The organism is Rhodoferax bucti (assembly GCF_005876985.1).
Classification (GTDB): Bacteria; Pseudomonadota; Gammaproteobacteria; order Burkholderiales; family Burkholderiaceae_C; genus Allorhodoferax; species Allorhodoferax bucti.
The window spans coordinates 608,330-629,202 of the sequence record NZ_VAHD01000001.1 but is presented as its reverse complement, the minus strand read 5'-3'; the positions used below and the strand labels follow the sequence as shown (position 1 = coordinate 629,202).

Below are 20,873 nucleotides of genomic sequence, written 5' to 3'. Positions count from 1 at the left end.
CTCACGCCGGTGCGTTGTCGGCTTCGATAGGACGCGAGAAGCGCAAGGTAAACGTGGTGCCCGGCGGTGTGTGGCCGGGGCGGCTGTCGTCCACCGCAATATCCGCATGGTGCTGGCGGGCAATCTCCTGCACGATGGGCAGGCCCAGGCCCGAGCCATCGGCTTCATTGCCCAGCGCCCGGTAAAAGGGCTGAAACACCAGCTCCCGCTCGGCCAGCGGGATGCCCGGGCCGTTGTCTTCCACCTGTAGCACCAGCGCACCGCTGAACGGGTCCAGCAGCACCCGCGCCGTGATGACGCCGGGGCGCTCGCCGGTGGATGGCGTGTAGTTGATGGCGTTGTCCACCAGGTTGCGCACCATCTCCTTGAGCAGGGTGAGGTTGCCCTGGATGGCCACGCCCGGTGTGCCGGCTTCCACGCCCTCGTAGCCCAAGTCAATCGATTTTTCGAGTGCGCGGGGCACGCAGTCGCGCACCACATCCATGGTGAGTTTGGCCAGGTCGCAGGGCTGGTGGGCCAGCACGGTGCCACTGCTCTCGGCGCGGGCCAAGGCCAGCAGCTGGTTCACCGTGTGGGTGGCGCGGATGCTGGAGCGGCCGATTTGCCGCAGGGATTGTTTGAGGTCGTCCGCACTCGCGCCCTGGCGCTGCGCCAGGTCGGCTTGCATGCGCAGGCCGGCCAGCGGCGTTTTGAGCTGGTGGGCTGCATCGGCCAGAAAGCGCTTTTGCGTGGCAATCGAGTCCTTGAGGCGCATCAGCAGGTCGTTCACTGAGGACACCAGCGGCACCACTTCCAAGGGCACGGCTTCCACATCCAGCGGGCTCAGGTCGTCCGGGCTGCGGGCGCGTATGCGCTCTTCCAGCCGGTTCAGCGGTTTGATGGCTTGCACCAGCGCCAGCCACACCAGGAGCACCGCCAGCGGCAGGATGACGAACTGCGGCAGCATCACGCCTTTGACGATTTCGGTGGCCAGCACCGAGCGCTTGTCCATGGTTTCGGCTACCTGCACCAAAGCCGGCCTGCCGTCGGGCAGGTCTACGCGCACCCACATATAGGCCACGCGCAGGTCTACGCCCTTGTAGTCCACCTCGCGCATGCGCACTTCGCCCGGGGGCAGGCGCTCGTCTTCCGGGGGGGCGGGCAGGTCTTTCTCGCCGCTGAGGTACTCGCCATGGGTACCCAGCACCTGGTAGTAGACCGTGTCGGCGTCATCGGTGCGCAGCAGCTCGCGCGCCGGCAGGGGCAGCACGAACTGGGCCTTGTTTTTGTTAACGGTGATGAGCTGGGCCAGGGCGCCGGCGTTGTACTCCAGCGCTCGGTCAAACGGCTTACCGGCAATGCCCTGCGCCACCAGCCAGGTGAGCACCAGACTGACGGGCCACAGCAGCAGCAGCGGGGTCAGCATCCAGTCGAGAATTTCCCCGAACAGGCTGCGTTGCTCGCGCTGGAAAATCTTCACAGAGGCTGCCTCATCACGCTGGGTGGGGTGCTAAATCGGCCTCTAGCGCAGGTGAAATTTGCGCGAGCAGCTATGAAAACCATAGCAAATGGCTCAGGAGGGAATCTTTTCAAGGCAGTAGCCCAGGCCGCGCACGGTGGCGATGCGGATGGGGCCCTTCTCGATCTTCTTGCGCAGGCGGTGGATGTAGACCTCGATGGCGTTGTTGCTGACCTCTTCGCCCCATTCGCACAGGCGCTCCACCAGCTGGTCTTTGCTGACCAGGCGGCCGGCGCGCTGTAACAGCACTTCCAAGAGGCCGAGTTCGCGGGCAGACAGCTCCACCATCTTGCCGTCGATGGTGGCCACGCGGCCGGCCTGGTCGTAGGTCAGCGGGCCGTGCTTGATGCTGCTGCTGCTCGCGCCCATGCCGCGGCGCACCAGGGCGCGCACGCGGGCTTCGAGCTCCTGCAGGCTGAAGGGCTTGGCCATGTAGTCGTCGGCGCCGTAGTCCAGGCCTTTGACGCGCTCGTCCACGCTGTCGGCCGCGGTCAGGATGAGCACCGGCAGCGAGGAACCCCGCGCGCGCAGCTTTTTCAGCACTTCCAGGCCGTGCATTTTGGGCAGGCCCAGGTCGAGAATGAGCAGGTCGAACTCGGTGTTGGTCATCAGCGCGGCGTCGGCTTCGGTGCCGCTGGCCACGTGGTCCACGGCGGCGCCGGCGCTGCGCAGGGCGCGCAACAGGCCATCGGCCAGAACTTGATCATCTTCAGCTATCAGTATGCGCATGCGTGTCTCCGTGCGGGGTGCGGCGCTGCGGCCGCTTGAGTGTCATTCTAGGCGCCTGGGTGTGGCGTGCTTTTGCGTTGGAACAGGCGTCGCTCACTGGCTGGCATAGGCTTCCAGGCCCAGAGTGATCACCGTGGCCACTTCGGGGCCTACCGATTGCTCCAGCTCCGCCTGTGCCTGTTGCACGGCGTCCTGGTAGGCCTGCACCCATGCCAGGCCTGCGGGGGTGAAACGTATGCGCTTGGCCCGTGCGTCTGCAGGGTCGTCCAGCCGCTCCACCATGCCCCAGGCTTCGCACTGGCCGACCAGTGTGGCCATGGCCTGCTTGGTCATGCCGGCGCGGGCGGCCAGCTCGGTCAGGCGGGTGCCCTGCAAGTCCAGGTGCCGGGTAATGTGGATGTGCGCGGCTCCGACCTGCCCCCGCGCGGCCAGATTGGCCAGGCCCAGCGGAACGGCAGGGTGGCTGCCCATGAGCGCCAGCACCCGCGCATCGAAGCGCTCCAGTGCCAGGCGCAGCCAGTGACCGACATGGTTGGTGCGCCAGGTGTCGGTATGAAGGGGAGATTGCATGGTGCAAATGGTAATGCAAACTGACTAAAAAACAGCTTGTAGCGATTTCACCTTGCCCATAAACTACTGTTCAAGCATCCAGCCTGTTGTTAAAGACAGATAGATGCAAACTGACCAACCCCTTGATTTTTCAGGAGATTTCCATGGACGCACCCGTCAAGAACCCCGCCGCCAACGCTGAGAAGGCCAAGGCCCTGCAAGTCGCTCTGGCCCAGATCGAAAAGCAATTCGGCAAAGGCACCATCATGCGTCTGGGCGAGGGGGAAGTGATTGAGGACATCCAGGTCGTGTCCACCGGCTCGCTGGGCCTGGACATTGCGCTGGGCGTAGGCGGCCTGCCCCGTGGTCGTGTCGTGGAAATTTATGGCCCGGAGTCGTCCGGTAAAACCACCCTGACGCTGCAAGTGGTGGCCGAGATGCAAAAGCAAGGCGGCCAGTGCGCCTTTGTGGACGCCGAACATGCGCTGGACATCCAGTACGCCCAGAAGCTCGGCGTGAACCTGCAAGACCTGCTGATCAGCCAGCCCGACACCGGCGAACAAGCGCTGGAAATTGTGGACAGTCTGGTGCGCTCCGGCGCGGTGGACCTGATCATTGTGGACTCGGTGGCAGCACTGACCCCCAAGGCCGAGTTAGAGGGCGAAATGGGCGACAGCCTGCCCGGTCTGCAAGCCCGCCTGATGAGCCAGGCACTGCGCAAGCTCACCGCCCACATCAAGAAGACCAACTGCATGGTCATCTTCATCAACCAGATCCGCATGAAGATCGGTGTGATGTTCGGCTCGCCCGAAACCACCACCGGTGGTAACGCGCTCAAGTTCTACGCCTCGGTACGTTTGGACATTCGCCGCACCGGCACCATCAAAAAGGGTGAAGACGCGATCGGCAACGAGACCAAAGTCAAAGTGGTCAAGAACAAGGTCAGCCCTCCGTTCAAGACGGCGGAGTTCGACATTCTGTTCGGCGAGGGCATCAGCCGCCACGGTGAAATCATCGACATGGGCGTGAATGCCGGTATCCTGGAAAAATCCGGCGCCTGGTACGCCTACCAAGGCGAGAAAATCGGCCAGGGTCGCGACAACGCCCGTGAATTCCTGCGCGAGAACCCCGAGTTGTCGGTGGAGATCGAGAACAAGGTGCGCGCTAACCTGGGTATCCCGCTGCTGCCGGTGGCCGAGACCGAGGGCAAAACCAAGGGCAAGAAGGCGGATAAGGCCGATAAAGCGGACAAGGCAGAATAAGGCTTTATATGGTGCTAGCCCTTATGCAATGTGCGCAAGTAGCTATTAAAAATATAGCAAAAAGCGCGCGCTCCAGCCGCTGAGTTATGGCGACCCCGTCGCTTTCACTGACCGGCAGGGCGCTGCGCCTGCTCAGTACCCGGGAGCATTCCCGCGCGGAGCTGGAGCGCAAGCTCCAGCGCTTTGAGGAAGAGCCCGGCGCGCTGGCCAAGGCCTTGGACACCTTGGCCGCCAAAGACTTCATCAACGACGAGCGGGTGGTGGGCTCTGTGCTCTACCGCCGCGCCGGCAAGCTAGGCGCTGCACGCATCAAGCAAGAGCTGCAAGCCAAAGGCTTGGCCCCTGAGGCGGTGTCGGAAGCGGTGGCCACGCTGCGCGAAACGGAGTTGGAGCGGGCGCGTGAGGTCTGGCGCAAAAAATTCGGCACCCAGCCGCAAGATGCTGCCGAGCGCGCCAAGCAGATGCGTTTTCTGGCCGGGCGCGGCTTCGGCGGAGACACCATCCATCGGGTGGTGTCGGGCGCAGACGAGGACTAAGCCTCGCAGCATGAGGGCCAGTTTCAGCGCCGGGCCGCCGAGCCTAGCCCTCCAAGCCCAGCATCAACTGCAGGTTTTGCACTGCTGCACCGCTGGCACCCTTCCCCAGGTTGTCCAAGCGGGCCACCAGCACCGCGTGGGCAAAACCATCCGCAGCGGCATCGTTGCCGAACACGCGAAGTTCGAGTTTGTTGGTGTCTGCCAAGGCAACCGCATCCAGCTTGAGGTCGTGCGTCACGGGTTCTACGGTGACCCACTCGCTGCCCGCATAGTGCTTGGCCAAGGCTGAATGCAGGTCTTGCGCGCTGGGTTTGCCGGGCAGCGTATCCAAATGCAGAGGCAGTTGCACCAACATGCCCTGGATGAAATTACCGACGGCCGGCACAAACAAGGGGCGGCGGGTCAGGCCGGTGTACTGCATGATTTCTGCAATGTGTTTGTGCTTGAGGCCCAGGGCGTACAGCTCAAAGGGTGCAGCGCTGCCTTGCTCGTAAGCCTCGATCATGGCGCGGCCGCCGCCGGAGTAGCCGCTGACCGAGGGCAGGCACACCGGAAAGTCGGCGGGCAGTAAACCGGCATCCACCAGCGGGCGGATCAAGGCAATCGCCCCCGTGGCGTAGCAGCCGGGGTTGCTGACGCGCCGGGCGTTCACGACGGCATCGCGCTGCGTGGCGGCCAATTCCGGAAAGCCATAAACCCACTCCGGATTCACGCGGTGCGCGGTGGATGCATCGATGATGCGCGGGCCCGGGCGGCCGGTGTCTTTTTCCAGCGCGTCAATCATGGCCACGGTGTCTTTGGCGGCGTCGTCATGCAGGCACAAGATCACCAGGTCGGCTTGTGCAATCAGGGCGCGCTTGGCCTGCGGGTCTTTGCGCAATGCCGGGTCAATGCTGATGAGTTCAATCTGCGGCATGGTCTGCAGACGCTCGCGGATTTGCAGACCGGTGGTGCCGGCTTCGCCGTCAATAAAGATTTTTTTCATGGTGTAAGCAAGTGGCAAATATTGCGGATCAGACTCCGGCGCGTATCGGGCATGGTCGACTCTGTGTGCGCCGGCTGTAAGCCTTGCACAAGTTTTGTGCGTCGCAGCATGATACATTCGCACGTTGATGTGTCCAGTGCCGTGTGTTTAGCACATCCTCGTTGCCGCACGGTGAACATAGTCCTGTCCCAGAGAGAGACGTCATGAAGATTCACGAGTACCAAGGCAAGGAAATCTTGCGCCAATTCGGTGTGCCGGTCCCCCGCGGCATCCCGGCCTTTACAGTGCAAGAAGCGGTGGAAGCCGCTCAAAAACTCGGCGGCCCGGTATGGGTTGTCAAGGCACAAATCCACGCAGGTGGTCGCGGCAAGGGCGGCGGCGTCAAGGTGGCCAAGTCGATTGACGACGTCAAGCGCCTGGCGACTGAAATTTTGGGCATGCAGCTCAAGACGCACCAGACCGGCCCCGAAGGCCAAAAGGTTCGCCGCCTCTACATCGAAGACGGCGCCGACATCAAAAACGAACTCTACGTTTCCCTGGTGACAGACCGTGCAACCCAAAAGGTGGCCCTGATCGCTTCCAGCGAAGGCGGCATGGACATCGAGGAAGTGGCTCACTCCACCCCCGAGAAGATCATCACCGAGATGATCGACCCCCTGACTGGCATCACCACAGAGCAGAGCAAAAAGGTGGCAGCAGCTATCGGTTTGACTGGCGCTTCCGTCGACCAAGCTGTGGACATTTTCGCCAAGATCTACAAGTGCTACATGGACACCGATGCGTCCTTGGTGGAAATCAACCCCCTGAATTGCGACAGCAAGGGCAACGTCATGGCCTTGGATGCGAAGTTCAACTTCGACCCTAATGCGCTGTTCCGCCACCCCGAAATCGTGGCGTACCGCGATCTCGACGAAGAAGATGCGGCCGAAGTGGAAGCCTCCAAGTTCGACCTGGCCTACATCAGCTTGGACGGCAACATCGGTTGCCTGGTGAACGGTGCCGGCTTGGCCATGGCCACCATGGACACCATCAAGTTGTACGGCGCAGAGCCAGCCAACTTCTTGGACGTGGGCGGCGGCGCTACTCCCGAGAAGGTGACCGAAGCCTTCAAGATCATGTTGAAGAACCCCAAGGTCGAGGCCATCATGGTCAACATCTTCGGCGGCATCATGAAGTGCGACACCATCGCGACCGGCGTGATCACGGCTTGTAAGGCGGTGAACCTGTCCGTGCCATTGGTGGTGCGTATGAAGGGCACCAACGAAGACTTGGGCAAAAAGATGCTGGCCGAGTCCGGCTTGCCCATCATCAGCGCCGACAGCATGGCCGAAGCGGCCGAAAAAGTTGTTGCAGCCGTCAAAGCCCGCTAAGGAAACACCATGTCGATCTTTATCAACAAAGACACCAAAGTCATCACCCAAGGCATTACCGGCAAGACCGGCCAGTTCCACACCGAAAAGTGCCAGGAATACGCAAACGGCAAGAACTGCTTTGTGGCCGGCGTGAACCCCAAGAAGGCGGGCGAGTCCATCTTCAACATCCCGATCTACTCTTCCGTCAAGGAAGCAGCAGGTCAGACCGGCGCGACCGTATCGGTGATTTACGTTCCCCCGGCAGGCGCTGCAGCCGCTATCTGGGAAGCCGTAGAAGCGGACTTGGATTTGGCGATTTGCATTACTGAAGGCATCCCCGTCAAGGACATGCTGGAAGTGCGCAACAAGATGAAGGCCAAGGAAGCTGCCGGGGGCAAGAAGACCTTGCTGTTGGGCCCCAACTGCCCCGGTTTGATCACGCCTGACGAAATCAAGATCGGCATCATGCCCGGTCACATCCACCGCAAGGGCCGTATCGGCGTGGTGTCCCGCTCCGGTACGCTGACATACGAAGCCGTGGCGCAACTTACCGAAATCGGTCTGGGCCAGTCTTCTGCGGTCGGTATCGGTGGCGACCCGATCAACGGTTTGAAGCACATCGATGTGATGCAAGCGTTCAACGAAGATCCCGATACAGATGCGGTGATCATGATCGGTGAAATCGGCGGACCCGACGAAGCTGAAGCTGCTCGCTGGTGCAAGCTGAACATGAAAAAGCCTGTGGTCGGTTTCATTGCCGGCGTGACAGCCCCTCCTGGAAAGCGCATGGGCCACGCTGGCGCCTTGATTTCCGGCGGTGCTGATACGGCTGACGCCAAGCTGGCGGTGATGGAAGAGTGCGGTTTCAAAGTGACCCGCAACCCCTCCGAGATGGCGAAGCTACTGAAGGCTTTGCTCTAACTGCGATTAAGATGCCCCTTCGAAGCGAAGGGGCGTCTTCCTGCCATGCAGATGCCCAGTTCGCAAGACTGGGCATTTTTTTTAACTGGATATATACGCTATGGACTTGCTGCAACACGCAGACTTCTGGATCGGTCTGATCAAGATCGTTTGGATCAACATCATTTTGTCGGGTGATAACGCGGTGGTCATCGCGTTGGCAGCCCGTTCTTTGCCGGTAGAGCAGCAGAAAAAGGCGGTGCTTTTCGGCTCCGGGGCCGCAGTGGTGCTGCGGATTGCACTGACCGTGGTGGCGGCCAAGCTGATGCAGATTTCTTTCCTGCAAATTGTGGGTGGAATCTTGCTGTTGTGGATTGGCGTTCAGTTGCTGACCGACAGCGATGGGGACGACCATGCGGATGGTGCCAAAGGTGGCCTGATGGTGGCGGTACGTACCATTTTGATTGCTGATTTGGTCATGAGTTTGGACAACGTGATTGCGGTGGCTGCTGCAGCACAAGGCAGCATGGTGCTATTGGTTCTTGGCTTGGCAATCAGTATTCCCTTGGTGATTTTTGGTAGCACCCTGATGATCCGCTTGATGGAGCGCTTCCCGGTCATTGTGACTTTGGGGGCTGCGCTGATTGGTTGGGTCGCCGGCGAAACCATTGCGAGCGACACCGCGCTGAAGTCGGTCGTGGAGTCACACCACTGGCTGCATTGGGCTGCTGCTGCGGTGGGCGCATGCCTCGTGCTCGGTGTGGGCAAAGGCTTGAACCGGAGCCATGCTCCTGAGACCGCATAACGCCTGACGCGATCACCCGGCCACTCATCGTGCGCTGTGGCCTTTTGTCCGCAGAACTGCAAATGTGCGGTCGGGTGCCTTGTGAGCGCGCTGAGGCTCTGCTATCGTCATTTCAGTCAGTTTTTAACTTGCGAATAACAGCGGCCGCCAGGTCTGCGGACTCAGTGGGGGCCTTGTGACTGGAAAGCAAACAAAAAAAGCAGGTTTTTGGAGGGCGGACTGGTTCACGGGCATCGTGCTGGTCCTTGCTTCTCTGGTGGTGTACACCACCACAGACTTTGCCGGTACCTTGGAGCGCCGGTTTTACGATGTGGGGAGCAGCTCTGCCAACCGACAACCGTCGGACCGTATTGCCGTTATCGCCATTGATGACCAGAGCATCGCCAATCTGGGGCGTTGGCCGTGGCCGCGCAGCTACCAAGCCCAGTTGATTGACCTACTCGCCCAGGCAAAGGCGAAGACTGTGGTGCAAACGGTTTTTTTCCTGGAGCCTCAGATCGATCCTGGTTTGGTCTACATCCGGAAGCTCAAAGACCAAGTAAGCGCTTTGGATGAGTCAACCCCTGGTGTGCAGGCCATGGCGGCCACCTTGTCGGAGGCCGAAACGGCGCTAGATACAGATGCTGTGTTGGCTGCCAGCTTGCGCGCGGCCAACAATGTGTTGATTCCTGCCGTGTTTACGTTGGGCGAGCCGCAGGGCAAGTCAGACAGCCCTTTGCCCGCCTTTGTTGCGAAGCACGCGATCAATGATCCTTCCGGGTTTGCCCTAGCGTCTTCACGGGGGCAAATGCCGATTGAGTTACTGGGTAAAGAGGCTGCCGGAGTCGGGCATCTGAATCAATTGTTGGATGTGGACGGTGCGGTGCGCGTTGAGCCCCTTTTGGTGAACTACTACGGTAAAGCGGTACCTTCCATGGCCTTGCTGGCTGCGATGACCAGCTTGAACCTGGGCCCCGCTGATATTCGTTTGAATGCGGGAGATTCGGTACAAATTGGTCGTCTGAAGATCAAGACGGAGACCTCAGGGCTGATGCTTCCCCAGTTTTACCGCGACAGGGATGGGCGCGCCGCTTTCCAGGTGGACTCTTTCTACGACGTAGTGAGCGGAAAAATACCGGCTAGCAAGTATGCGGACAAGATCGTCATCGTGGGCGCGACTGCCGCTGGCGTAGGCAATCAATTTCCGGTGCCGGGGCATCCGGGCTTGTCTCCTGCCGAAACAGTGGCCCACATCACCTCTAGTATCTTGAGCGAGCATTTCATTGTGCAGCCTTCGTGGGGGTTGTGGGTGAGCTTGGGGGCACTGCTCTTGGTGGGCGGCTATGTGGCGTGGTTGCTGCCACGCCTATCTGCCGGTGCCGGAGCACTGGGCACTGCAGTTTTGCTGGTAAGCGCTGTGCTCGCAGAGTACGGGCTTTTGTCGGCCGCAGGCATGTGGGTAAAGCTTGTGTTGCCTGCCTTGGTGCTGCTGACCGGGCATGTGGGACTGACTACCAAGCGCTTTCTGATGACGGAGGCGGGTAAGGTGAAGTCTGACGAAGAATCGGCAGAGACCAATCGCATGATGGGGCTGGCGTTGCAGGGTCAAGGCCAGTTGGATATGGCCTTTGACCGTTTTCGCCGTGTGGCGCCCAGCGACGCTCTGCTGGGTAATTTGTATGGGCTCGCACAAGACTTTGAGCGCAAGCGGCAATTCAATAAAGCCCAATCGGTGTACGAGCACGTGGCGAGTATTGATCCGTCGTACAAGGATGTGAAAGTCAAGTTGGGTCGTGCCAAGCAGCTTTCCGAAACGGTCATATTGGGCTCCTCCGCGCACCCGGGTGGCACCTTGTTGCTGGATGGTGGGCCGGTGGAGAAGCCCATGCTGGGTCGATACCAAGTCGAAAAAGAGCTGGGTAAGGGCGCCATGGGTGTGGTGTACCAAGGGAGAGACCCCAAAATCGGACGCGTTGTGGCCATCAAAACCATGGCGTTGAGCGCAGAGTTTGCGGGCGACGAGCTGGTGGATGCGCGCGAGCGTTTTTTCCGAGAGGCCGAGACAGCGGGCCGGTTGCAGCACCAGAATATCGTGACGATATTTGATGCGGGTGAGGAGCATGACCTGGCTTACATCGCCATGGAGTTTCTGAAGGGGCGAGATCTGGCAGAGCACACCAAGCCCGGCCACTTGTTGCCGGCACCGGTAGTGATCAGTATTGTTAGCCGCGTGGCCCTCGCGTTGGACTATGCGCATCGCCAGCAAGTGGTGCACAGAGACATCAAGCCAGCCAATGTGATGTACGAGCAGGCTACCGATACGGTGAAGGTGACAGACTTTGGTATTGCCCGCATTACTGACAGCAGTAAAACTAAAACCGGGTTGGTTTTGGGTACCCCCAGTTTCATGTCCCCGGAGCAGCTGGCGGGCAAAAAGGTGGATGGTCGCTCTGACTTGTATTCCCTGGGCGTGATGCTGTACCAGTTACTCACGGGGGTATTGCCTTTCCGTGGAGAGTCTATGGCTGAGCTGATGTACAAAATAGCTAATGAAGATGCGGCGGGTATACGGGAGCACCAACCCCAGTTGAGTCCACACATTGCGTACGTAGTCGGCAAAGCACTGAGTAAGCAGCCTTCTGCACGCTATCAGTCTGGCAGCGATTTTTCAGCGGAACTGCTGGCAGGCATTCCTATTGACCAGCCCGTGGCGGTCGCTGGCACAGTGGCCGCGGCTGAGCCATCGAACTCAGATGGCAAGCAGGATTCTCAAGCCTTTGCTCAGACGATTGCACAGCAGCGGTCCGAGGCGTCCTCTGCCGGTCCGCAATAAAGCGGCCTCATACAACCCATAAAAATGAACTACCAATTTCACGCCATCACGGACGCTGGCCGCGCCAGAGATAACAACGAGGATTCGGTCGCATTCGACGAAGAGGCGATGGTTGCGGTGTTGGCGGATGGCATGGGCGGATACAACGCGGGTGAAATTGCCAGCGGCATGGCCACGGCATTCATCAAGTCAGAGTTGAGCCGCTGGCTTGTAGAGGCTGGCCCTGTGGCGCAACCCAAAGAGATTCGTCGGGCCATGGAGATTTGCGTAGACAACGCGAATCTCGCCATCTTTAATTCTGCAAATGCCAATGCCGCTTATGCCGGAATGGGGACGACGCTTGTATTGGCTGTATTCCGGGGCGGCCAGGTGACGGTGGGGCACATCGGTGACTCACGCTGCTACCGCATTCGTGACGGCGTGATGCAGCAGGTCACCAAAGACCACTCACTGCTCCAAGAGCAAATCGACGCAGGAATGATCACGCTGGAGCAAGCGGCGGTCTCGCCCATCAAGAATTTGGTGACCCGCGCATTGGGGGTCGAGCCATCGGTCATGTTGGAGGTCAACGAGTATCAGGTACAGCCGGGAGATGTGTATCTAATGTGCTCAGACGGCTTGTCCGATATGGTCCAAGACGAAGTAATCGCTAGAATCGTAGCCGAGGGCTCAGGGCTAGGCCAGATTGCAGAGAGCCTTGTTATGGCTGCCAACAATAATGGCGGAAAAGACAATATTTCTGTACTGATGGTTGCTGTGAGCGAAGCAGCAGAAAAAAAAGGCATTTTTGCCAGGCTGCTAGGGAAGTAAATTACAAGTGTTTTCCAGAACCAACTACAGGAAAAGGAGTCGATCATGCCGAAGATGATCGTTTCGATCGATGAGGTCGTGATCAAAGAAGTCCAACTCACCAAGGACAGAACCACCTTGGGACGCAGGCCTTACAACGATATCGTTATTGATAACCTGGCAGTAAGTGGAGAGCATGCCGTGATTTTGATGGCAGGCTCCGATGTGTTCTTGGAAGACCTGAACAGCACCAATGGCACGTATGTGAACGGGAAAGCTGTGAAAAAGCAGCAGCTCAAGCATGGCGACGGCATTGAAATTGGCAAGTACAAAATCAAGTTTGTTGCTGATGGTGTGGTGGAAAATTTCGATAAAACCATGATCGTGCAGGCACGCCCGGCATTTGCTGCTCCGCCGCAAGCGGCTAATTCCGGATTTGCGGCCAGCGCGGGCGATTCGCAGGGGTTGGGTGCATTCCACGCTGCGATCAAAGTACTCTCAGGGGCTGCCTCCGGACGTGAGGTTCCACTGACCAAAGTGGTCACCACTATCGGGAAGCCCGGCGTCGCAGTTGCTGCGATCACGCGACGACAACACGGGTTTGTAGTGCATCACGTCGAGGGTGCGGGCAATCCGACCGTGAATGGCGCACCTATCGGTTCAGACCCGATTCCGCTGAAAAATGGTGACTTGGTAGAGTTGGCCGGAACTCAAATGCAGTTTGTGCAAAGCTGAGCCCGTTTTTCTGAGCCCCAGTGAAGGCCATTAAACGACATTGGCCCCGTATTGCGGTCACCCTGATACCGCTGGTATTTGCACTGCTGCACGCCACTGGTGCTCTTCCCTTGGGCGTACTACAGCGGCTTGATGACATCATTTACGACGCTCGTCTGCGCGCCACCATGCCGCAAACCATGGATGAGCGGATCGTCATCGTTGATATTGATGAAAAGAGTTTGGCGGAGATCGGCCGCTGGCCGTGGGGACGGAACAAGCTCGCAGAATTGGTAACCGCCTTGTTTCAGAATCAGCACATCGCGTTGCTGGGCGTGGACGTCGTCTTTGCTGAGCCTGATAACAGTTCGGGGCTTCAACAACTCATGGCGTTGGCAGGTAACGAGTTGAAAGACCAGCCGTCTTTTACAGACAAGCTCCAACAACTCAAGCCCCGTTTGGATTACGACGCAAGTTTTGCTGCGGCTCTCAAAGACAAGGCCGTTGTTTTAGGGTATTTCTTCACTAACGATGCGCAGGGCCGTGCGAGTGGCCAGTTGCCCCTCCCCGTGTTTGGTGCAAGTGATCTTGAGGGCCGACAACTGCCTGCGCCGGAGTGGTCGGCCTATGGCTCGAATTTGGAGCAATTCGCGCGTGCTGCGCCCTTGGCGGGGCACTTCAATTCGGTGACGGATTCAGATGGTGTGGTGCGCTCCATACCGTTGATAGCGCAATACAAGGACGACTATTACGAGTCGCTTTCCTTGGCGATATTCCGGGCCGTTGTTGGCTTGCCAAAAATAGTGCCGCAGTTTTCAGCAGAAGCCTATCTATCGCGCGACGATCAGGCTCTAAATAAGCTATCGCTAGTTCAAGGCGATAAAGCACTGGACATCCCGGTGGATGGCCGTGGTACTGCGCTTATTCCTTATCGGGGGCGAGGCAATTCGCAGGGCGGCTCATTCAAATATTGGTCTGCGGTAGATATTCTGAACAAGCAAGTTCCTCCCGGCGAGCTAAAAAACAAGATAGTTTTGCTGGGTACAACCGCGTTGGGGCTCTTTGATATGCGCGTTACGCCCGTGGGGGAAACCTATCCCGGCGTGGAAACGCATGCGAATGTCATTTCCGCACTGTTGGATGGGCATATCTTGGTCAAACCCGATTATTCGATCGGGTATGAAGTGGTGACTTTGATGGTGTCGGGCCTGATGCTCGCCATTTGTTTGCCGCTTTTGAGCGCGGCCAGAGCGGTGCTGCTGAGTGTGCTGGTGTTGTCGGCATTGACGCTGCTTAATCTGTGGCTGTACCTCGGTCACGGTCTCGTGCTGCCCTTGGCTTCTGCTGTGCTGATGACAGTAACCGCTTTTGCGCTCAATATGAGCTATGGCTATTTTGTAGAAAGTCGCTCCAAGCGGGATCTTGCGAACTTGTTCGGGACCTATGTGCCTCCAGAGCTGGTGGATGAGATGCTCGAAGACCCGGACAGTTACAGCATGCAGGCGATGAACCGCGAGATGACCGTGATGTTTTGCGACATGCGGGGCTTTACCAACATGTCTGAAACCATGGAGCCCTTGCAACTCCAGGCCATGCTGACTGGCGTGTTCAGCAAGTTGACGGCAGTGATTCGCGGGCACCGTGGCACTATCGACAAATACATGGGCGACTGTGTGATGGCCTTCTGGGGTGCTCCTATCGAATCTTCTGCCCATGCCCATCTAGCGGTATCAACGGCCTTGGATATCGCGGCGGTGGTGCGAGAGATCAATGAAGACCATCAAGCACGGGGGTTGCCGGTGATAGGAATCGGCATAGGAATCAGCACAGGAACCATGTGTGTCGGTGACATGGGTTCGGACATCCGGCGCAGCTACACCGTGATTGGTGACACGGTAAATCTGGGTGCGCGATTGGAGTCTCTATCCAAGGTGTATGGCGTTGATATTGTGGCGAGCGAGCAGACAAGGCGCATGGCGAATGACTTTGTGTGGCAAGAGTTGGACAAGGTCCGCGTGAAAGGCAAAGACAAGTCCGTGACTATCTTTTGCCCACTCGCTATTGCGAAAAAGGCTGAGAGTGCGGTTCTGGAAGAAATTAAGCTGTGGACCCAATTTCTGAAGGCGTACCGCGCGCAAAACTGGGATCAGGCGGATGTGGCGCTACTGAACATATCCCGTTTAAATGCCCATAAGTACCTTTACCGCCTTTACAGTGAGAGAGTAGTCTCCATGCGGTATTTGCTGTTTGATCCTGATTGGGATGGTGCTACCAATTTCGAAACCAAATGAGATGGAGACGAGCAGGTGAAGGTACGCGTGCTGGGCTGTTCAGGAGCAATTGCTAAGGATTGCAAGACGACTTCTTTCCTGCTTGATGCGGCAATGCTCATCGATGCAGGCACAGGAGTGGGAGATCTGACATTGGAAGAAATGTTGGGAATCGATCATGTGTTTTTGACCCATTCCCACCTCGACCATATTGCGGCCCTTCCCCTGATGGTGGATGCCGTGGCATCCCGGCGTAAGTCCCCGGTGACTTTGCACGCTTTGCCTGAGACACTGAGCGCATTGAAAACACATGTTTTCAATAATGTGATCTGGCCCGATTTCACGTTGCTGCCAACGGTTCAGAATCCCTTCATTCAATTTTCCCCGCTCAGCGTTGGTGAGGTCAGAGAGATCGGCAACTTGATGATTGAAGCTTTACCAGCCAGCCATTCCGTGCCTGCAGTTGGCTACGCAGCATCGTCTGCAGGTGGAGTGAACTGGGTATTCACCGGAGATACGGGCCATAACCCCGCGCTCTGGTCGCGTATTAATCAGATGAGGGTCGGCATGCTGGTGATTGAAACGGCATTCAGCAACCGAGAGTCGGAGCTTGCGGTGCTGAGCAAACACCTCGCACCGCAGACGTTGGCTCAAGAATTACGCCACATTGATCAGTCCAACCTGTACCCCATCTACATCACACATACCAAGCCTGCAGAAACGAACCTCATCATGAATGAAATTGCTTTGTTTGAGCACAGCACGATGGCGGGGGCTGCTTGTGAACACGATATCCGTTGGCTCAGTGCTGGGCAGGAGTTTGAGTTATGAGTATCCCTACGAATCAAGATTCGCCAATCAAAATCAGCGAGCAGGCATTTTTTGAATCACAAAAACATCCCATCAAAAAAAGGGGGATGACATTCGAGGCACTCTTCTACCGCCAACTGCATCAAGTCACCGCCAGAATTCATGATACCGAACACCTCGAGCAAATCATGCTGGAAACCAGCCAGGATATTTGCAAGTTATTGAATGCTGATCGATTGACCCTGTACGCGTTGGCGGAGGATAGAGTTTCTATTGTTTCGAAAATTAAAACAGGCTTGAATACTAGCCGGGAGCTCAAGCTTCCAATTTCTCCCCAGAGTTTGGCTGGCTATGCGGCATTCAGTAAAACAGCTCTTAATTTGTCGGATGTGTATGACGATGAAGCGCTGAGAAAAATACATCCTTCTCTGAACTTTCTCAAAGAGGTCGATAAGCGTTCCGGCTATCGCACCAAGCAAATGATGGTGGCGCCTATTTTGGAGGGAAAGGCGCTCTATGGTGTGCTCCAAGTTATCAATAACAAAAGTGACGAGCCATTCGGTGAGCTGGAGCTGGACGGTGTAAACGAGCTGTGCAAAACACTGGCTACTGCAATACGCCACCGTCAGAGGCAGCATGACAATACGCCTCGTAAAAAGGCGACTAAATACGATGTGCTGGTAGATGCTGGTTTGATGACGGAATCTGATCTCCAGCAGTTAACACAAGAATCCAGGGATGAGGGTACTCAGCTGGAGGACTTGATTATTAGCAGGACGGGTTTGCGGCCAGGGCAAATCGGGCCTAGCCTGTCCCAGTTTTTTGGGGTGCCCTATGAGCCTTTCAACTCTGGGCGTATTCGCTCCGAAATACTTCATGGCCCACTGAAGCGAGAGTTCCTGGAGGAGCAAGAGTGGATTCCTCTGGAGGAATCGCCCGAGGGTTTGGTGATCATGTGTACAGATCCGGAAGCCGTGCGTGGCTCCAGAGTGGTACCGCAGGTGTTTCCCCGTATCAGCAAGTTTGCGTATCGGGTCACCACGCAGCAAGAGTTCAATGAAACCTTAGCGCAGATATTCGGTTCTGTTGCAGACAGTGGGACCATTGATCAGTTGCTGGCGGACATGGATGGTGGGCCTATTGATGACGGTAATAATGATGAGTCGTTGGAGTCCGCTGCTGCAGATAATGAATTGGTGAAGTTTGTCAATAAAGTAATTATTGATGCCTATCACCAAAAAGTGTCTGATATTCACATCGAGCCTATGCCAGGGAAGTTTAAGACAGGCATTCGTTTTCGTATTGATGGCAGCTTGGTTCCGTATGTTGAAGTGCCTGCGCATTTCAGGCAGGCTATGGTCACACGCTTGAAGATTATGTGCGATCTGGATATATCTGAGCGCCGTAAGCCGCAGGACGGAAAGATTAAATTTAAGAAGTATGGTCCACTGGATATTGAATTACGCGTAGCTACGATTCCATCCGCCGGAGGGGTGGAAGATGTAGTTATGCGCATACTGGCTGCCGGCGAGCCTATCCCTCTCGAAAAGTTGGGCTTGACCGAGCACAACAAGACGCGCCTGGAAGCCACAGTGAGCAGACCCTACGGCCTCTTTTATGTATGTGGGCCTACCGGTTCGGGTAAAACCACCACTCTGCACTCCATATTAAAGTTTCTCAACACACCAGATACTAAGATTTGGACGGCCGAAGATCCTGTAGAAATTACACAAAAAGGCTTGCGGCAGGTTCAAATCAATAAAAAGGCAGGAATTGACTTTGCGCTCGTGATGCGAGCTTTCTTGCGTGCCGACCCGGACATCATCATGGTGGGCGAGTCGCGCGATAAAGAAACGGTGTCCATGGGCGTGGAAGCGTCCCTTACAGGACATATGGTGTTTTCCACATTGCACACCAATTCGGCACCGGAGTCGATTACCCGGTTGCTAGATATGGGCATGGACCCATTCAATTTTGCAGATGCTTTGCTGGGAATTCTGGCGCAACGCTTGGCCAAGAAATTGTGTGATTGCAAACAATCATACGTACCCTCCCCCGAGGAGCTGCGTTTGTTTTGCAAGGAGTACGCCGAAGAATTGCGCAGCACCAAAGCGTGGAAAGACAACTACGCCGCTGAATCCCAAAAGTTAGTCGATCAATGGACCCAGAACTATGGGCAGGAGGGGCAGCTGCGGCTCTACAAGGCTGTGGGTTGCGACAAGTGCAATAAGACGGGATACAAAGGACGTATCGGTTTGCACGAACTGATGGTGGCTGACGACGAGCTCAAAAAACTCATTCAAGAGCGCGCGCGCGTGGCTGAGCTGTTTGCGACGGCCGTAGAGGGTGGCATGCGTACGCTGAAAATGGATGGGATGGAGAAGGTGTTGATGGGAATGACAGACCTGAAGATGGTACGACAAGTTTGTATCAAGTGATGTCGAAGTCATGCTCTTTGTCCGCTTCACGCCGCATTTTTGACATAAATGTCAGTGATTCATTGCTTTAGTGTTTGTTTGCGGCTTATTGGGGCTTGGCACGTTAAGTGCATCTTGCTGAACCCTTTTTTTATTGGAGTTATTTATGAAGCGTTCTATTCAAAAGGGTTTTACCCTGATCGAATTGATGATCGTTGTTGCGATCATTGGTATTTTGGCTGCCGTGGCGTTGCCTGCTTATCAAGACTACACTGTGCGCGCACGAGTATCCGAGGCTATTCTTGCCGGATCAACATGTAAAAATACAATTACTGAGACAATTTTAAATTACTCGAGCACAGGGCTTCCCGCTGCAGATACATGGGGGTGTGAGCAAAATACTGGTGAGAGTGCTGCATCTGCACCGACTAAATATGTGTTGTCTTTGAAAACATCTACCACTGGGGTTATTACAATTCGTACAACAAACCTTGGTGATCTTGGTGATGCAAAAGATAAGACAATCATCATGACGCCTTATAAAGACGATACTACTACTTTCACTGCTGCAACAGAATTTAATAAGCCTGTCTTCAAGTGGAAGTGCGGTCCCGGAACTATGAGTGCTAAATACCTTCCTGGTTCTTGCCGTGGTTGATTGATTTAGATTTTTAATAAAGCACCTTCGGGTGCTTTTTTTTTAGGAGGGCGAGGTGCGTGTTAAAAATTATCTGTTAATAGTGTTTGCTACTTCTATTTTTCTATCATATCTGTTGCCTAATCACTATGCGCCCTGGTTGAGCTTCCATCAAGAAGCGCTTGCTGCGTTTGCATTTATTGTTATATTGCCATATTATTGGGGTGGAGAGGCAATTAATGTTCCATTTGGAAATATATTAATATTTTTTGCTGCTCTTCCTGTTGTTCAATATGGCGTAGGAATTGTTGATTATTTTGGTGATGCAATTATATGTGCGTTATATTTTTTGGGATTTTATCTGGTTTATATGATGGGGGTTCGTGCGCGTTGGAGTGTTAATTTAAATATAAAAGATAAGGTGTTGAATTCTCTGTTTTTGGGAATTCTGTTTGCATCTCTATTGTCGGTTGGGATCGCCTTGCATCAGACGCTGGGGCTTCAGCGCTTTTCGGTATGGCTTGTGGAGACTCCAGCCGCGACTAAGGCAGTAGGAAATTTAGCTCAATCGAATCATTTGGCAAGTCTCTTGTTTTTGGGGCTTGTCGCCTTGGATTTTTTATATAAAAATAAAAAAATAAATAAATATTTATTGCTGATAGGGCAGATATATCTGAGCGTGGGCTTGGCTGCGGCTGGATCTAGAACAACCTTTGTTGTTTTTCTTTCTATCATTGTGCTGGCGCTGTATTATCTCAGGGTTCATCGAGTCTCGTTATTTCCCATGGTGGGGCGGATGGCATTTGCACTTTTGATGGGTTATTTTTTTTATTATGAGTTTATAGATTACTACCATATGAGAGATCCTCACACGTCTGTTGATGTATTGACATCAATGGATAGTGGTCGTGTACGATTGGCTTACATAAATATTGCATTGAGAGCAATAAAAGATGCGCCAATTTTGGGGTATGGAGTGAATCAGGTGGTTTTTTTAAATGAATATGTGAAGGGTGGTGAGTATGTGACATATACTTACTTTAACAGTGTTCACAATCTATTTTTGGATTTGTTTATTTGGCTTGGTTTGCCTTTGGGGGTATTTTTTGTATTTTCATTTGGCCGGGAATTGAGGGCCATTTTTTTAAATGGCCGGAGTGAGATGGGTTTTATTTTGATGACGGGGGTTTTGGTTGTCTTTGTGCATTCAATGCTTGAGTATCCATATAGGTATGCCTATTTTTTACTTCCAATTGGGTTTTTTATGGGTTATCTTCGAGCTAAACCCGATAAGAGTTTATCAAGTATGAAGTTGATTTCTCAAGGCGGAGACAGAACATTCTTTGTAATTGGATGCTTTGCCGTGCTGGCTGTGTTGGCTCTGATTTTGGAGTATTTTCCATACGAATCGGAGTGGAGTGATTTGGCTTATCGTGAGGCGAAAATTGGAAATCAGCCGCCAAGAAATCTACCAAGCGTATATGCACTGACAAATCTTTCTTCGGTAACAAAAATATACAGAATGCATCCGTCTGAGTATCTCGATGAAGATAATTTTAAAGATTTGAAGAAAGTGGCTCGCCATAATCCAACGGGACAAATTTTGATGCGCCTTGCTAATGCGCAGTTTCAACGTGGTGATTATTATGGCTACGATGAAACTATGAAGATATATTGCTCGACAAGACGGAGTAATAATTGTTATTATGATTCTTTTTCAACTGGAGATGATAAAGTTCGTTGATTATTTTTCTGTTGGTAGACGGAATATTGGACTTTTTTCAATAATTCATATTCTGTTATGCAGC

The 20,873-nt window shown here is 55.1% G+C and carries 17 protein-coding genes; 13 read left to right on the top strand and 4 right to left on the bottom strand.

Features of this window, described 5'->3' with window-relative positions:
* Window position 1: 1 nt before the first annotated feature.
* The 3 genes from FDM28_RS02955 to FDM28_RS02945 all read right to left on the bottom strand — a co-directional run bounded on the left by FDM28_RS02955 (window position 2) and on the right by FDM28_RS02945 (window position 2,797).
* Entirely contained in the window at window positions 2-1,459 is a 1,458-nt protein-coding gene (locus FDM28_RS02955; protein ID WP_138512873.1) for a sensor histidine kinase, read from the bottom strand.
* A 93-nt stretch (window positions 1,460-1,552) separates the two neighbouring features.
* Entirely contained in the window at window positions 1,553-2,227 is a 675-nt protein-coding gene (locus tag FDM28_RS02950; RefSeq protein ID WP_138512870.1) for a response regulator, read from the bottom strand.
* 93 nt (window positions 2,228-2,320) lie between these two features.
* A complete protein-coding gene (locus FDM28_RS02945; protein WP_138512868.1) occupies window positions 2,321-2,797 on the bottom strand; it encodes a MarR family winged helix-turn-helix transcriptional regulator in 477 nt (158 codons plus the stop codon).
* A gap of 143 nt (window positions 2,798-2,940) precedes the next feature.
* Here FDM28_RS02945 and recA point away from each other — a divergent pair, with 143 nt between their 5' ends.
* Window positions 2,941-4,038, top strand: a complete 1,098-nt coding sequence (gene recA, locus FDM28_RS02940; RefSeq protein WP_138512866.1) for a recombinase RecA — start codon at window positions 2,941-2,943, stop codon at window positions 4,036-4,038.
* Between the two features lie 86 nt (window positions 4,039-4,124).
* Window positions 4,125-4,574 (top strand): recombination regulator RecX, encoded by a 450-nt coding sequence (recX, locus tag FDM28_RS02935; RefSeq protein ID WP_138512864.1) that lies wholly within the window; start codon window positions 4,125-4,127, stop codon window positions 4,572-4,574.
* A gap of 43 nt (window positions 4,575-4,617) precedes the next feature.
* On the opposite strand, the gene argC is transcribed toward recX, so the two are convergent.
* Window positions 4,618-5,559 carry an N-acetyl-gamma-glutamyl-phosphate reductase gene (gene argC, locus FDM28_RS02930; protein ID WP_138512862.1) on the bottom strand — a complete coding sequence of 314 codons (942 nt, stop codon included), beginning with the start codon at window positions 5,557-5,559 and terminating at the stop codon, window positions 4,618-4,620.
* Window positions 5,560-5,762: 203 nt separating this feature from the next.
* Between argC and sucC the strand changes: the two genes are divergently transcribed.
* From sucC to FDM28_RS02875, 11 genes are all read left to right on the top strand, one after another.
* Window positions 5,763-6,929: an ADP-forming succinate--CoA ligase subunit beta gene (sucC, locus tag FDM28_RS02925; RefSeq protein ID WP_138512860.1), complete on the top strand. Its 1,167-nt coding sequence runs from the start codon at window positions 5,763-5,765 to the stop codon at window positions 6,927-6,929.
* A 9-nt stretch (window positions 6,930-6,938) separates the two neighbouring features.
* A complete protein-coding gene (gene sucD, locus FDM28_RS02920) occupies window positions 6,939-7,832 on the top strand; it encodes a succinate--CoA ligase subunit alpha (RefSeq protein WP_138512858.1) in 894 nt (297 codons plus the stop codon).
* A 100-nt stretch (window positions 7,833-7,932) separates the two neighbouring features.
* Window positions 7,933-8,616 (top strand): TerC family protein, encoded by a 684-nt coding sequence (locus FDM28_RS02915; RefSeq protein ID WP_138512856.1) that lies wholly within the window; start codon window positions 7,933-7,935, stop codon window positions 8,614-8,616.
* A gap of 235 nt (window positions 8,617-8,851) precedes the next feature.
* Window positions 8,852-11,428, top strand: coding sequence for a CHASE2 domain-containing serine/threonine-protein kinase (locus tag FDM28_RS02910; protein ID WP_240791879.1), 2,577 nt, complete (start codon window positions 8,852-8,854; stop codon window positions 11,426-11,428).
* Between the two features lie 24 nt (window positions 11,429-11,452).
* On the top strand, window positions 11,453-12,238 hold the full coding sequence (locus FDM28_RS02905; RefSeq protein WP_138512852.1) for a Stp1/IreP family PP2C-type Ser/Thr phosphatase: 786 nt from the start codon (window positions 11,453-11,455) through the stop codon (window positions 12,236-12,238).
* A gap of 45 nt (window positions 12,239-12,283) precedes the next feature.
* Complete coding sequence (locus FDM28_RS02900) at window positions 12,284-12,952, top strand: FHA domain-containing protein (protein ID WP_138512850.1); 669 nt, start codon at window positions 12,284-12,286, stop codon at window positions 12,950-12,952.
* 20 nt (window positions 12,953-12,972) lie between these two features.
* Window positions 12,973-15,222: a CHASE2 domain-containing protein gene (locus FDM28_RS02895; RefSeq protein WP_138512848.1), complete on the top strand. Its 2,250-nt coding sequence runs from the start codon at window positions 12,973-12,975 to the stop codon at window positions 15,220-15,222.
* A gap of 15 nt (window positions 15,223-15,237) precedes the next feature.
* Window positions 15,238-16,032: a 3',5'-cyclic-nucleotide phosphodiesterase gene (locus tag FDM28_RS02890; RefSeq protein ID WP_138512846.1), complete on the top strand. Its 795-nt coding sequence runs from the start codon at window positions 15,238-15,240 to the stop codon at window positions 16,030-16,032.
* The gene (locus FDM28_RS02885; RefSeq protein WP_138512844.1) at window positions 16,029-18,449 is read left to right on the top strand and encodes an ATPase, T2SS/T4P/T4SS family; all 2,421 of its coding nucleotides are present in this window, start codon (window positions 16,029-16,031) and stop codon (window positions 18,447-18,449) included. The genes FDM28_RS02890 and FDM28_RS02885 overlap by 4 nt, the downstream gene beginning before the upstream one ends.
* A gap of 145 nt (window positions 18,450-18,594) precedes the next feature.
* Complete coding sequence (locus FDM28_RS02880) at window positions 18,595-19,086, top strand: pilin (RefSeq protein WP_138512842.1); 492 nt, start codon at window positions 18,595-18,597, stop codon at window positions 19,084-19,086.
* Window positions 19,087-19,141: 55 nt separating this feature from the next.
* The gene (locus tag FDM28_RS02875; protein WP_138512840.1) at window positions 19,142-20,809 is read left to right on the top strand and encodes a PglL family O-oligosaccharyltransferase; all 1,668 of its coding nucleotides are present in this window, start codon (window positions 19,142-19,144) and stop codon (window positions 20,807-20,809) included.
* Window positions 20,810-20,873: the final 64 nt, after the last annotated feature.